This is a genomic window from Planosporangium spinosum (genome assembly GCF_049999945.1).
Taxonomy (GTDB): domain Bacteria; phylum Actinomycetota; class Actinomycetes; order Mycobacteriales; family Micromonosporaceae; genus Planosporangium; species Planosporangium spinosum.
The window spans coordinates 189,099-202,396 of the sequence record NZ_JBLYUB010000005.1 but is presented as its reverse complement, the minus strand read 5'-3'; the positions used below and the strand labels follow the sequence as shown (position 1 = coordinate 202,396).

Sequence of the window (13,298 nt, the reverse complement as noted above, 5' to 3'; positions counted from 1 at the left end):
GATGAGCGCAGCCGATCCACCGCAGGCGACGAGCGCGGCCGATCCACCGCAGGCGACGAGCGCGGCCGATGACCTGTCTGCCGGGCCGACCCCGGCACCCGATACTCCCCTGCTGGCGCGCATCCGCGAGTCGGTCATCGGCGACGACCAGGTCATGTGGGGACCGTACGGCCCCCGCCGGGTCACGTACGCCGACTACACCGCCTCCGGCCGGGCCCTGGAGTTCATCGAGCGGTTCATCCACGACGAGGTCCTGCCGCGCTACGCCAACACGCACACCGAGTCCTCGGGTACCGGCCTGCAGACGACCCGGCTGCGCGAGGACGCCCGGCGGATCATCAACGAGGCCGTCGGCGGCGACGACGGGACGGTGGTCATCTTCACCGGCTCCGGCTCCACCGGCGCGATCGACAAGATGGTGCACATCCTCGGCCTGCGCATCCCGGCCGAACTCGACGACCGGCACGCGTTCACCGAACGGATCCCGACGGGACTGCGCCCCGTGGTGTTCATCGGCCCGTTCGAGCACCACTCCAACGAGCTGCCCTGGCGGGAATCGATCGCCGACGTGGTGGTCATCCCCGAGGACACCGACGGGCACATCGACGTCGCCCGCCTCGAGGCCGAACTGCTCCGGTACGCCGACCGCCCGTTGAAGATCGGATCGTTCTCGGCCGCCTCCAACGTGACCGGCATCGTCACCGACACCGACGCGGTCTCCGGCATGCTGCACCGCCACGGCGCACTGTCGTTCTGGGACTACGCCGCCGCCGCGCCCTACGTCGAGATGAACATGCGTGGCAAGGACGCCGTGTTCATCTCGCCACACAAGTTCGTCGGCGGTCCCGGTACCCCCGGGGTGCTGGTCGTTCGCCGGGAACTGCTGCGCAACCGGGTGCCGACGGTCCCCGGCGGCGGCACCGTCGACTACGTCAACCCGACCGAGCACCACTACATCTCCGACCCGGCCCACCGCGAGGAGGGCGGTACCCCGGCGATCGTGGAGGCGATCCGGGCCGGGCTCGTGTTCCAGCTCAAACAGGCGGTCGGGGTCGACGTCATCCGGGCGCGCGAGGACCACTTCCTGCGCCACGCCATCACCTCGTGGCGCGCCAACCCGGCGATCGAGATCCTCGGCAACCTCGACGCCGAACGGCTGTCCATCGTGTCCTTCGTGGTCCGCCGGCCGGGCGGGCGCTACCTGCACCACAACGTCGTGGTATCGCTGCTCAACGACCTGTTCGGCATCCAGTCCCGCGGCGGCTGCTCGTGCGCCGGCCCGTACGGCCACCGCCTGCTGGGCATCGACGTGGAACGCTCGCACCGCTTCGAGCAGGAGATCGTGGCCGGCTGCGAGGGCATCAAACCGGGCTGGGTACGCGTCAGCTTCAACTACTTCATCTCCCCGGCCGTCTTCGACTACATCGTCGAGGCGGTACACCTGGTCGCCACGTACGGCTGGGCGCTGCTGCCGGAGTACCGCTTCGACCCGTACACCGGACTGTGGCGGCACTCCGACGGCCTGGTGGAGCCCCCGCTCCGGCTCGACCAGCTCAGCTACGACGCGGACGGGAACCTGCGCTGGCCGGCCCGGCACGAACGCGCCGGCGAGGAGGCGTTGGCCGACTACCTGCGTGAAGCGCGCGAACTGTGCCTCAAGCTGGCGGAGCGGCCGTGGACCGACGGGCGCGGCGGCGCGGCGGTGTCGGCCGGCTTCGAGGAGCTGCGCTGGTTCGACCTGCCCGACGAGTGCCTCGGCGCCTGACTCTCGCCGATCGTGGACACCTGTGCCGGCTGTGGGCGGCGCAGGTGTCCACGATCGGTTCGCCGACGGCGTAACGGCGACGGGCATCAATCACGGGTACCGGGCAGTTGCCAGCGATATGAAGCCACAGAACGTACCCGCCGCCGACACCGAGGCCCTCGACGCCTACAGCCGCGCGGTGTCCGGGGTGGCCGCGACCGTACTGCCCAGCGTCGCGAGCCTCGCCGTCGTGACGGCGCGTGGCCAGGGGGCCGGTTCCGGAGTGCTGTTCACCCCCGACGGGTTCATGCTGACCAGCGCACACGTAGTCGCCGAAGCGACCGGCGGCGAGGCCGAGTTCACATCCGGTGACGAGGCGCGCTTCGACGTGGTCGGTGCCGACCCGCTCGCCGACCTGGCCGTTCTGCGGGTACCCGGGGCGTCCGTCCCGCCGGCCACCCTCGGCGACGCGGACACGTTGCGGATCGGGCAGCTCGTCATCGCGGTCGGCAACCCGATGGGGCTCGCCGGCTCGGTGACGGCCGGCGTGGTGAGTGCGCTGGGCCGGTCACTGCCGGTACGCAGCGGCCGGCACGTCCGCCTCATCGACGACGTGATCCAGACCGACGCCGCCCTCAACCCCGGCAACTCCGGTGGGGCGCTCGCCGATTCCACCGGTCGGGTCGTGGGCATCAACACCGCGGTCGCCGGGTTCGGCCTGGGCCTGGCCGTCCCGATCAACTCGACGACCAGGTACATCATCTCCGAGCTGATGAGCGACGGTCGGGTACGCCGGGCCTGGCTCGGCGTCGCCGGTGCGCCCACCCCGCTACCGCCGCACCTGGTCGAGCGGCTCGGTCAGCGCCGCGGGCTGCGCCTGGTCGAGGTCGTACCCGGCAGTCCGGCAGCGCAGGCCGGACTGTTCCTCGGCGACGTGATGATCACCGCCGGTGGCCGTCCGGTCCGTGGCGTCCAGGACGTCCAGCGGCTCATGCTGGGACCGGCGATCGGTACCCGGTTGCCGGTCACCGTGCTGCGGCGCGGCGCCCTGGTCGACGTGGTCGCCGTCCCGGAGCCGCTGCGCTGACCCGCCGGGGAAAAAGGGCGGCCGGGTGACCCCGCCGGGACAGGGCCGGCACGGCGGCCGCCCTGTCCCGTGAACGGTCAGCTCAGGAAGCTCAGCAGGTCCTGGCGGGTGATGACGCCTCGGGGCTTGCCGTCGACGAGGACGATCGCCGCGTCGGACTTCTCCAGCAGCGCGACGGCTTCGGCCACCGGTTGGCCGCCGCCGATCATCGGGAGCGGCTCGCCCATGTGCTTGTCGAGCATGTCGTGCAGGTGGGCCTGGCCGGTGAAGAGGGCGTCGAGCAGGTCACGTTCGGCGATCGAGCCGGCGACCTCACCGGTCACCACCGGCGGCTCGGCCTTGAGCACGGGCAGCTGCGACACGCCGTACTCGCGCATGATGTCGATGGCCTCGCGCACGGTCTCGCTGGGGTGCACGTGCACCATCTCGGGGATCTGGCCGCCCTTCTGGGCGAGGACGTCGGCGACGGTCGCGCCGGCTTCGTGGCTGCTCAGGAAGCCGTACCGGGTCATCCACGCGTCGTTGAAGATCTTCGAGAGGTATCCCCGGCCACCGTCGGGCAGCAGCACCACGACGACGTCGTCGGGGTCGGCGCGGCGGGCCACCTCGAGCGCGGCGGCCACGGCCATGCCGCAGGATCCGCCGACCAGCAGGCCCTCCTCGCGGGCGAGCCGCCGGGTCAGGTGGAACGAGTCCTTGTCGGAAACCTCGATGATCTCGTCGCAGATGTCGCGGTCGTACGTCTTCGGCCAGAAGTCCTCACCGACGCCCTCGACCAGGTACGGCCGGCCGGATCCGCCGGAGTAGACGGAGCCCTCCGGGTCGGCACCGATGATCTTGACGCGTCCCTCGGAGGCTTCGCGCAGGTAGCGGCCGATGCCCGAGATGGTGCCGCCGGTGCCGACGCCGGCCACGAAGTGGGTGATCCGCCCGGCGGTCTGCTCCCAGATCTCCGGCCCGGTCTGCTCGTAGTGCGACAGCGGGTTGTTCGGGTTGGAGTACTGGTCGGGCTTCCACGCGTCCGGGATCTCCCGGGCCAGCCGGTCGGAGACGTTGTAGTACGAGCGGGGGTCCTCCGGCGCGACGGCCGTGGGGCACACGACCACCTCGGCACCGTACGCCCGCAGCACGTTCTGCTTGTCCTCGCTGACCTTGTCCGGGCAGACGAAGACGCACCGGTACCCGCGCAGTTGGGCGACGAGCGCGAGCCCCACACCGGTGTTGCCGCTGGTCGGCTCGACGATCGTGCCACCGGGCTTGAGCAGGCCGGACTTCTCGGCCTCCACGACCATGCGCAGCGCGATGCGGTCCTTCACGCTCCCACCGGGGTTGAAGTACTCGACCTTGGCCAGCACGGTGGCTGAGATGCCTTCGGTGACGTTGCGGAGCCGGACCAGCGGGGTGTTGCCGATCAACTCGACGACGTTGTCGTAGTAGCGCACGGGCGCCAGCCTAGCGTCGTCATCCGCCCCTATGCCGGCCGGCGGTGACCCCGACGGGAGTACCCGGCTCCGGGGTGGACACCCGGGTGCGGTCCGGGAACGGTCTGGCCGGGGATCACCGTCGCACGCCGCCGTTCCCATTCCAGGAACCGCTCGGTCTCGTCGAGGAGCGCGCCGGCGAACCAGGCCGCGACCGCGGCGTCGTCGACCAGGCCGAGCAGCATCAGCGGAAGCTCGGGCACCGCGTCGATCGGTGAGACGATGTAGAGCCCGGCGACGGCCATCATGGCCAGCCGCGAGCCGCCGTCGTACTCGCCACGCACCGTGGCGGCGATCATCCTGGGGACCGCCGCGAGCCGCCGCCCGAGGCCGGGGGTACCGGGCCGGAAGACCCGCAGAAGTGCCGTCCAGGCCATCCGCCGTCGCAGCGTTCCCGCCATGGCATTCACCTCATCGCCGCCGGTGCGTATCTGCCGGTCCCGATGGGGCCGGCCCATCCATGGTGCCCGGTGCCCGCCACCGCGACCACCGACCTCGACTGCCGGAGGACGGCGGAGGGCGGCGGAGGGCGGCGGAACGCGGCCGGGGACGGGACAATGAGGTATGGATCTCGATGCCGCCCGCGCGGTCGTCGCGCAACAGCACCACGCCGTCCTCGCCACGCTGCGCGCCGACGGTACGCCGCAGATGTCCCCGGTCACCGTGGCCGTCGACGACGACGGACACATCGTCATCAGCAGCCGGCAGACCGCGTACAAGGTCCGCAACCTGCGCCGCAACCCGCAGGCGTACGTCTGCGTCCTGCCCGACACCTTCTTCGGGCGCTGGATCCAGATCGAGGGCCGGGCCACGGTCGTCGACCTGCCGGAGGCGATGGAGCCGCTGGTGGACTACTACCGGCGGGTCTCCGGCGAGCACCCGGACTGGGACGACTACCGGGCGGCGATGGAGCGGGATCGGCGGGTCCTCATCAGAATCGAGCCAAACCGGGCCGGACCCGACCGATCCGGATGACGTCTCCCGGTCGGTTACTGTCGGAAACTTGTTCGTACGGACAAGGAACCGACTTTCGGGGTGTTATGCGTCGAAAACGCTCTTGGTTTACCCGGCAGACGTTGCGGGACCAAGAGATCATTGACGCACCACCGAGTGGAGGCCCGATGACGCAACCGACCAGCCACATCCGGCGGATCGCCACGGCGGGTGCCTTCGGCGCCGGCAGCCTCACCGCGGCTGGCGCGGCGCTCACCGGCCTGATCGTCGGTCAGGCCATGCTCGCCCGGCGCGTCATCCCCATCGCGGAGGCCCCGCCCCCGCGCGGCGACGGCCGGTACGGCGCCGAGCACGACGGCGACCCCGTCACGCTCGTCGTCCTGGGCGACTCGACCGCCGCCGGGTACGGTGCGGACTCGGCCCGTAACACCCCGGGTGCCCTGCTCGCGGCCGGCCTGGCCGAGCAGTTGCGCCGGCCCGTCTCGCTGCGCTGCCTCGCCGTCGTGGGCGCCGAGTCCCGCAGCCTGGACCCGCAGGTCGAGCGGGCCCTCGAGATCGGGCCCGACCTGGCCGTCATCCTGGTCGGCGGCAACGACGTGACCCACCGCCGCCCGGTCTCCGAGGCCATCGACCACCTCGTCGCCGCGGTCCGGTCGTTACGGCAGGCCGGCACCGACGTGGTCGTCGGCACCTGCCCGGACCTGGGAACGATCCAGCCGATCCAGCCTCCGCTGCGCTGGCTGGCCCGCCGGTGGAGCCGGCAGCTGGCCGCCGCCCAGACGGTGGCCGTGGTCGAGGCCGGGGGGCGTACCGTCTCCCTGGCCGACCTGCTGAGCCCGGCGTTCACCGCCGAACCGGACCGGATGTTCGCGTGGGACCGGTTCCACCCCTCCGGCGACGGGTACGGGGTGGCCGCCGCCGCGCTCCTCCCGACGATGGTCGCCGCGCTCACCGACGAGGACCGGGACCGGCAGACCGGCTCGCGGCTGCGCCGCGGTGAGGGTGTCCGCAGCCTGGCGGACGCGGCCGTCGAGGCGGTCGGACATGCCGGCACCGAGGTCAGCGCCGCCCGGGTGGACGGGCACGATCACGGCCCGGCCGGCGCGTGGGCCCAGCTGCGGCGCCGGGTGTGGCGGCGCACGGAGCATCCGACCGATCCCTCGCACGTACGCTTGCAGCAGGAACAGCAAGCGGCCCCGTGGAGTGGTACATGAGTTTTCTCCGGCGACTCGGACAGGCAGCGGCGGTCACGGCGATCGCCGGGACGGTGGGTGGCGCGGCCGTCCTCGCCGGGCAGGCGATGCTGGCGCGCAGCCGCCGGTACGCCCAGCCCGACCTGCGCCTGGCCATGCGCGCCTCGATCGGCGACACCTCGGCGGCCCCGCTGCGACTGGTGTTGCTCGGTGACTCGACCGCCCTCGGCGTGGGCGTGGAGCAGGTGACCGACACCGTGGGCGGGCAGCTCGCCATGCTGCTGGCCGAGGAGGCGGACGGGCGGCGGGTCGAACTGTCCAGCGTCGCGGTGTCCGGGTCACGCTCGGCCGACCTGGGTACGCAGGTGGCGCGGGCCCTCGTCGGCACCCGGCCCGACGTCGCGGTGATCCTCGTCGGTGGCAACGACGCGGTCCACTTCACCGCGCCCGCCGAGGCAGCCGACGACCTGGCCTCGGCCGTCCGCCGGCTACGCGCCGCCGGGGTCGCGGTCGTCGTCGGCACCTGCCCCGATCTCGGCTCGGCGCGCGCGTTCCCGCCGCCGCTGCGCCAGTTGGTGGGCTGGCACGGTCGGCGGCTGGCCCGGGCCCAGGCGGCGGCGGTGGCCACGGTCGGTGGCGTTCCGGTCGACCTGGCCGCACAGACCGGCGCGGTGTTCCGGGCGGATGCCGGGACGTACTGCCACGACGGCTACCACCCGTCGGCCGATGGGTACCGGGTGTGGGCGCACGCGCTGCTACCCGCGGTGACGGAGGCGTCCGGCGTACCGCAGTGACGAGGGCGGCGTCCGCTCTGCTCCCCGCGTACAGTGACCAACTCAACTTACCGGCGGGTAAGGGTGCGCGAGTAACGTGACCGGCATGCCCGAAGCCGTCATTGTCGCCGCCGCCCGCTCCCCGATCGGCCGCGCGTTCAAGGGATCCCTGCGCGACGTCCGCCCCGACGACCTCGCCGCCACGATTGTCAACGCCGCCCTTGGCAAGGTGCCCCAGCTCGACCCGCGGGCCATCGACGACCTCTACCTCGGATGCGGCCTGCCCGGCGGTGAGCAGGGCTTCAACATGGCCCGCGTGGTGTCGGTGCTGGCCGGCTACGACCACCTGCCCGGTGCCACCGTGACCCGGTACTGCGCCTCGTCGCTGCAGACCACCCGGATGGCGTTCCACGCGATCAAGGCCGGTGAGGGTGACGTGTTCGTCTCCGCCGGCGTGGAGCTGGTCTCCCGGTACGCGCGGGGCAACTCCGACGCGCTGCCGCCGGAGGCCAAGGCCGCCGTGGGTGGTGGTTGGGAGAACCCGGCGTTCGCCGAGGCCGGCGCCCGCACCGAGAAGCGCTCGCAGGGTGGCGCCCCGACCTGGACCGACCCGCGTGAGTCCGGCGACCTCCCCGACATCTACATCTCGATGGGCCAGACCGCCGAGAACCTCGCCCAGGTCTGCGACGTGACCCGCGAGGAGATGGACCGGTTCGGCGTCCGCAGCCAGAACCTGGCCGAGAAGGCGATCGCCGACGGCTTCTGGGCGCGGGAGATCACGCCGGTGACCACCCCCTCCGGTGACGTGGTGTCGGCCGACGACGGGCCGCGCGCCGGGGTCACGTACGACGCGGTGGCCGGGCTCAAGCCGGTGTTCCGGCCCGACGGACGGGTCACCGCCGGCAACTGCTGCCCGCTCAACGATGGCGCCGCCGCGCTGGTGATCATGTCCGACACGAAGGCCCGCGAGCTGGGCATCACCCCGCTGGCCCGGATCATCTCCACCGGCGTGACCGCGATGTCGCCCGAGATCATGGGTATCGGCCCGGTCGAGGCGTCGAAGCAGGCCCTCGCCCGCGCCGGGATGACCATCGACGACGTGGACCTCGTGGAGATCAACGAGGCGTTCGCCGCCCAGGTCATCCCCTCGTACCAGCAGCTGGGCATCCCGCTGGAGAAGCTCAACGTCATGGGCGGGGCGATCGCGGTCGGCCACCCGTTCGGCATGACCGGGGCGCGCATCACCGGCACCCTGATCAACGCGCTGAACTGGCACGACAAGACGATCGGCCTGGAGACCATGTGCGTCGGCGGTGGCCAGGGCATGGCAATGGTGATCGAGCGCCTGTCCTGAACCGGCGAACGGACACGAAGAGGGCGGCCCGGGGAACGTTCCCCGGGCCGCCCTCTTGATCTACACAACGTCCCGGAAGTTGTCGTCTCCGGGGCACTTCAAGACCACCACGTCCCGGACGTTGTGGTGATCATGAGCTAGATCGACGTGTTCAGCGCCGTGACGCGCGCGGTCGCCGCCACGAGGGTCGCCTCATCGGGAGCCGCCGCAACCAGATCGGCCGCCATCACCCGCAACTGGTCGGGCAGGGCCAACACGTTGTCCAGGCGCGGTACCCGCCGGCGGGGCCGCCCCTCGGCGTCGGCCGCGAGGTCGGCGAGGTACTGGATCAGGTCGTACATCGCGTCCGCACGCGTACCGGCGCCGGACGCGCTGGACGCCGCCCACCGGGGCGGCGTCCAGTGCGACACGTGGTTGACCAGTCGACCGACCGCGCGGTCGAGATCCCCGGTCACCGGCGCAGGTAGCTCAGCAGCCGCAGGATCTGCCAGTACAGGAAGATGAGGCCGACCAGCAGGCCGAAGGCGCAGTACCACGAGTACTTCTCCGGCAGCCCGTAGCGCACACCCTGCTCGACCTGGTCGAAGTCGAGGATGAACGTGAGCGCGCCGACCCCGATGGCGACCAGGCTGAAGATGATCGGGATCGGCCCGACCTGCCCCGTGGCGCTGTACTGCACCAGGAGCGAGTGACCACTGACCATCGCCACGATCCAGTTGACCAGGCCCATCACGGCGACGCCGATCATGGCACCGACGACGAACCGGGTGAACTTGGGCGTGGCCCGCAGCACCCGCGCCTTGTAGAGCATGGCCATGCCGACGAACACGCCGAGCGTGCCGATCACCGCCTGGATGACGATGCCACCGTAGAAGTGCTCGTAGTAGCGGCTGACCATCCCGAGGAGCACGCCCTCGATCACCGCGTAGGCGCCGATGACCAGCGGGTTGGTGATCCGGGCGAACGAGATGACCAGGCCGAGGACCAGGCCGGCGATCACCGAACCGATCGCCGCGAGGGCCACGACCGGGCCGTCGGTCAACAGGTTCCAACTGAGGGCGGCGCTGACCGCGGTGAGCAGGACCAGCCCGACGGTACGGACGACGACGTCGTCGAGGGACATCATGCGATCGGTGGTGAGCGGACCGTAACCGCCGGCCCGCTCATGCGACGCGGCCTCACCGAGCCGGGTCAGAACCGGGTTCGAACTTTGCACTGGCGGCCTCCAAGGCGCGAATGTTGACGCCTCAAGATTACCGGCTGCGCGCAACCGCGCCCGGCGTCGTTTTCCGAGGTCGCGTCCGGGTAGATCACGGTCGCGCATGGTGCCCGGGGCGGGGGTCGAACCCGCACGCCTTGCGGCAGCCGCTTTTAAGGCGGCCGTGTCTGCCGTTCCACCACCCGGGCCAGCAGGTGAATGCGTTCACGGTAGCGGCTGCGGGAGTGGGTGCACATTGGCTTACCGGTCCGGGTTACCGTCGTCCGGGTGACCACCCTGTCGCCGCCATCCGAGGGCTCCGAGGGCTCCGACCGGGCCGGCCACGTCGCCGGCCTGACCGACGCCGCCCAGCCCGACGCCGCCGCGGCCGCCCGTCGCCGGAGCCGCTGGGCTGACGCGGCGGTGTGCACCGGCCTGACGGTGATCGCGGTGGTGCTCACCCACGGGCTCCTGGCGGACCCGGTGGGCCGGGCGCTCGCCCTCAATCCGCACGACCAGGCCCTCGTGGAGTGGTTCCTGGCGCTCGGCGCCCGCTTCTGGACCGGCGACCTGGACCTGGTCACCCGCCTGCTCAACGCGCCCGACGGGGTCAACCTGCTCAGCAACGCGTCGATGCTCGTCCTCGGTGCGCTGCTGGCGCCCGTGACGTTCCTGTTCGGCGCCCCGGTCAGCTTCGCCGTCGGGGTGGCCGGCAACCTCGCGGCGACCGGCATCGCCTGGTACCTGCTGCTCAGCCGTACCCTGCGACTGCACCGGGCGGGCGCGGCCGTCGGCGCGGCGTTCTGCGCGTACGCCCCGGGCATGATGTCGCAGGCCAACGCCCACCTGCACGTGACCTCGCAGTGGCTGGTACCGGTACTGGTGTGGGGCGTGCTGCGGCTGGCCGGCACGCCCGGCGGCCTGACCGCCCGCCGCTGGGTCCGCCGTGTCGCCGGCACCGGCCTGCTGCTCGGCGCGGTCGTGTCGGTGCAGCTCTTCCTCGGCGAGGAGGTGCTGTTCCTCACCGCGAGCACACTCGCGGTGTTCTGCCTGGCATACCTGCTCCTCGCCCCGCGGCGGGCGGCCCGCGCGGCCGGTCCGCTCGTCGCGGGGCTGACCGTGTGCGCCGTCGTCGCGCTGGCCGCGCTGGCCTACCCGCTGGCGGTGCAGTTCAGCGGCCGCCAGCACGTACCCAACGGGCCGTTCGCGCCGGACTTCTTCGCCGCCGACCTGGCCGGCTTCTGGACCCCCTCGCCACTGTCGTGGTTCGGCTCGCCGGACGCGGCCCGGCTGGTCAGCGGGCCGGCCGAGTACAACACGTTCTTCGGCGTACCGCTGCTGGTCGTGGTCGCCGCCGCGGCCGTGTGGCTGTGGCGGCGGCCGGCGGTACTCGCCGTCATGGTGGCTGGCCTGGTGATGGCCGGTCTCGCGCTGGGCCCGTACGTCGCCGTGAACGGCGTCCGGACCGGGCAGAGCGGTCCGTACCGGCTGTTGCACGGTGTACCGGTGATCGACGGGGCACTGCCGACCCGGTTCGCGCTCGCCCTTGTCCCGGTCTTCGCGATCGTGCTCGCCACCGCGGTCGACCGGGCACTGCATGACCCCCGCCGGGCGGTGCGCGTGGGCGTACCGGTCCTGGTCAGCCTGGCACTGCTGTCGGTCGCGTCGAAGCCGCTGCCGGTCGCCGAGCGGGCGCCGGTGCCCCGGTTCTTCACCGAAGGGCACTGGCGGGAGTGCGTGCGGCCGGGCGGCGTGCTCGTCCCGGTACCCCTCCCCAGCCCGGCAAACCCGGACAAGATGCGCTGGCCGACCGCGGCCGGCGCCGCGTTCGCCATTCCGGAGGGCTTCTTCATCGGTCCGTACGCCGCGGGCGGCCAGGCCTCGATCGGCATCTACTCGCGCCCGACCTCCCTGCTGCTCAACGAGGTGCAGCGCACCGGGACGGCGCCTACGATCACCGACGCCGAGCGGGACCGCGCCCGCGACGACATCGCGTACTGGAACGCGTCCTGCCTGGTCCTGGCCGACCGCCACCAACCGCACGCGGCCGAGCTGCGCACCGTCCTGGAGGCGCTGTACGGTCCGGGCCGGTCGGTCGACGACGTGACCGTGTGGCGCTTCCCGGCCCGGTAGGGGCGCGCCCCGCTCAGCCCTTGACCGCCACGGCCTCCTTCGGCAGCACCGGCGGGGTCACGTCGGTGAACGGCTCCCTCGGCTGGTGCAGCTCGCCGAGCTCGACCAGTTCGCGCTTGAGGAACAGGGCAAGGGTCCAGTCCACGACCACCCGGACCTTGCGGTTGACGGTGGGGATGCGGCTCATGTGGTACGCCCGGTGCATGAACCAGGCCGGCCAGCCGGTCATCTTGATGCCGTACACCTGGGCGACGCCCTTGTGCAGGCCGAGACTCGCCACCGAGCCGACGTGCCGGTGCCGGTACTCCGCGGGCCGGTGCCCGCGGAGTACCGCGACGATGTTGTCTGCCATCAGGTTGGCCTGGCGCACCGCATGCTGCGCGCTCGGCGAGCAGGTGGCGCCGGGCTTGTCGGCGGTCAGGTCGGGCACCGCGGCGCTGTCACCGGCGCTCCACGCGCCTTCCACGACCCGGCCGTCGTCGACGACCTGCAGCGTCGGCAGGCAGGTCACCCGCCGTCGCTCGTCGCGCGGCAGATCGGTGCGGTCGAGCATCGGGTGCGGCTTGACCCCGGCCGTCCACACGATCGTGTCGGCCTTGAAGCGGGCGCCGTCGCTGAGCACCACCACGCCCTCGGCGCACGACTCCAACAGGGTGTCGAGGCGGATGTCGAACCCGCGCCTGCGCAGCCGCTCGACGGTGTACGCACCCATGTCGGGGTCGACCTCGGGCAGCACCCGCCGGGTCGCCTCGACCAGCACCCAGCGCATCTCCGCCACGGCCAGCTCCGGGTAGTAGCGCAGCGCGTCCCGGGCCATGTCCTCCAGCTCGGCGATGGCCTCGATGCCGGCGTACCCGGCACCGACGAACACGAAGGTGAGCGCACAGGCCCGGACGGCCGGGTCGGGCGTGGTCGCCGCGACGTCCAACCGCTCCAGGATGTGGTTTCGCAGGAAGATCGCCTCGCCGAGGGTCTTGAAGCCGACGGCGTGCTCCCGCAGGCCGGGGATGGGCAGCGTGCGCGACACGCTGCCGGGGGCGACGACGATCTGGTCGTACAGGATCTCGCGCTCCGGGCCGATGATCGGCTGCACGGTCGCGACCCGGTGGGCGTGGTCGATCCGGGTGACCTCGCCGGACAGGATGCGGCACCTCCGCAGCGTCTGCCGCAGCGGCACCACGGCGTGCCGGGGCGAGATGTTGCCCGCCGACGCCTCCGGCAGGAACGGCTGATAGGTCATGTGCGGCTGCGGGTCGACGACGACGACCTCGGCCTCATCTGGCCTGATCTTCTTGGACAATCGGAAGGCGGCGTAGAGCCCGACGTGCCCGGCGCCGACCACAAGGATCCGTTTGGCGGCCACGATCCCATCTTCCCGCGC

The 13,298-nt window shown here is 71.9% G+C and carries 12 protein-coding genes and 1 tRNA gene; 7 read left to right on the top strand and 6 right to left on the bottom strand.

What is annotated here, in order from left to right; all coding sequences use genetic code 11:
* Position 1: 1 nt before the first annotated feature.
* Entirely contained in the window at positions 2-1,765 is a 1,764-nt protein-coding gene (locus tag ACNTMW_RS09430) for an aminotransferase class V-fold PLP-dependent enzyme (protein ID WP_426633039.1), read from the top strand.
* 118 nt (positions 1,766-1,883) lie between these two features.
* Positions 1,884-2,831: a S1C family serine protease gene (locus ACNTMW_RS09425; RefSeq protein WP_426633038.1), complete on the top strand. Its 948-nt coding sequence runs from the start codon at positions 1,884-1,886 to the stop codon at positions 2,829-2,831.
* Between the two features lie 77 nt (positions 2,832-2,908).
* Here ACNTMW_RS09425 and ACNTMW_RS09420 read toward each other — a convergent pair whose 3' ends face one another.
* Both ACNTMW_RS09420 and ACNTMW_RS09415 read right to left on the bottom strand, forming a co-directional pair.
* Positions 2,909-4,273, bottom strand: coding sequence for a cystathionine beta-synthase (locus ACNTMW_RS09420; RefSeq protein ID WP_426633037.1), 1,365 nt, complete (start codon positions 4,271-4,273; stop codon positions 2,909-2,911).
* A 29-nt stretch (positions 4,274-4,302) separates the two neighbouring features.
* Entirely contained in the window at positions 4,303-4,713 is a 411-nt protein-coding gene (locus ACNTMW_RS09415; RefSeq protein WP_426633036.1) for a YkvA family protein, read from the bottom strand.
* 163 nt (positions 4,714-4,876) lie between these two features.
* Between ACNTMW_RS09415 and ACNTMW_RS09410 the strand changes: the two genes are divergently transcribed.
* The 4 genes from ACNTMW_RS09410 (at position 4,877) to ACNTMW_RS09395 (ending at position 8,586) form a co-directional block, all read left to right on the top strand.
* Positions 4,877-5,287, top strand: coding sequence for a PPOX class F420-dependent oxidoreductase (locus ACNTMW_RS09410; protein WP_426633035.1), 411 nt, complete (start codon positions 4,877-4,879; stop codon positions 5,285-5,287).
* A gap of 146 nt (positions 5,288-5,433) precedes the next feature.
* Positions 5,434-6,480, top strand: a complete 1,047-nt coding sequence (locus tag ACNTMW_RS09405; protein ID WP_426633034.1) for an SGNH/GDSL hydrolase family protein — start codon at positions 5,434-5,436, stop codon at positions 6,478-6,480.
* A complete protein-coding gene (locus ACNTMW_RS09400; RefSeq protein ID WP_426633033.1) occupies positions 6,477-7,253 on the top strand; it encodes an SGNH/GDSL hydrolase family protein in 777 nt (258 codons plus the stop codon). The genes ACNTMW_RS09405 and ACNTMW_RS09400 overlap by 4 nt, the downstream gene beginning before the upstream one ends.
* 85 nt (positions 7,254-7,338) lie before the next feature.
* Positions 7,339-8,586, top strand: a complete 1,248-nt coding sequence (locus tag ACNTMW_RS09395; protein ID WP_426633032.1) for an acetyl-CoA C-acetyltransferase — start codon at positions 7,339-7,341, stop codon at positions 8,584-8,586.
* A gap of 137 nt (positions 8,587-8,723) precedes the next feature.
* Here the strand turns inward: ACNTMW_RS09395 and ACNTMW_RS09390 are convergent, their stop codons facing one another.
* The 3 genes from ACNTMW_RS09390 to ACNTMW_RS09380 all read right to left on the bottom strand — a co-directional run bounded on the left by ACNTMW_RS09390 (position 8,724) and on the right by ACNTMW_RS09380 (position 9,993).
* On the bottom strand, positions 8,724-9,041 hold the full coding sequence (locus tag ACNTMW_RS09390) for a hypothetical protein (RefSeq protein ID WP_426633031.1): 318 nt from the start codon (positions 9,039-9,041) through the stop codon (positions 8,724-8,726).
* A complete protein-coding gene (locus ACNTMW_RS09385; protein ID WP_426633030.1) occupies positions 9,038-9,802 on the bottom strand; it encodes a Bax inhibitor-1/YccA family protein in 765 nt (254 codons plus the stop codon). The genes ACNTMW_RS09390 and ACNTMW_RS09385 overlap by 4 nt, the downstream gene beginning before the upstream one ends.
* A 107-nt stretch (positions 9,803-9,909) precedes the next feature.
* Positions 9,910-9,993 (bottom strand) — tRNA-Leu (locus ACNTMW_RS09380).
* 79 nt (positions 9,994-10,072) lie between these two features.
* Between ACNTMW_RS09380 and ACNTMW_RS09375 the strand changes: the two genes are divergently transcribed.
* Positions 10,073-11,917, top strand: a complete 1,845-nt coding sequence (locus ACNTMW_RS09375; protein WP_426633029.1) for a hypothetical protein — start codon at positions 10,073-10,075, stop codon at positions 11,915-11,917.
* A 13-nt stretch (positions 11,918-11,930) separates the two neighbouring features.
* On the opposite strand, the gene ACNTMW_RS09370 is transcribed toward ACNTMW_RS09375, so the two are convergent.
* Positions 11,931-13,280 carry an NAD(P)/FAD-dependent oxidoreductase gene (locus ACNTMW_RS09370; protein WP_426633028.1) on the bottom strand — a complete coding sequence of 450 codons (1,350 nt, stop codon included), beginning with the start codon at positions 13,278-13,280 and terminating at the stop codon, positions 11,931-11,933.
* Positions 13,281-13,298 lie beyond the last annotated feature (18 nt).

Excerpts from the sequence above, each read along its gene's own strand:
- ACNTMW_RS09430 (WP_426633039.1), top strand. The coding sequence starts at position 2 with ATGAGCGCAGCCGATCCACCGCAGGCGACGAGCGCGGCCGATCCACCG.
- ACNTMW_RS09425 (WP_426633038.1), top strand. The coding sequence starts at position 1,884 with ATGAAGCCACAGAACGTACCCGCCGCCGACACCGAGGCCCTCGACGCC.
- ACNTMW_RS09415 (WP_426633036.1), bottom strand. The coding sequence starts at position 4,713 with ATGGCGGGAACGCTGCGACGGCGGATGGCCTGGACGGCACTTCTGCGG.
- ACNTMW_RS09410 (WP_426633035.1), top strand. The coding sequence starts at position 4,877 with ATGGATCTCGATGCCGCCCGCGCGGTCGTCGCGCAACAGCACCACGCC.
- ACNTMW_RS09405 (WP_426633034.1), top strand. The coding sequence starts at position 5,434 with ATGACGCAACCGACCAGCCACATCCGGCGGATCGCCACGGCGGGTGCC.
- ACNTMW_RS09400 (WP_426633033.1), top strand. The coding sequence starts at position 6,477 with ATGAGTTTTCTCCGGCGACTCGGACAGGCAGCGGCGGTCACGGCGATC.
- ACNTMW_RS09395 (WP_426633032.1), top strand. The coding sequence starts at position 7,339 with ATGCCCGAAGCCGTCATTGTCGCCGCCGCCCGCTCCCCGATCGGCCGC.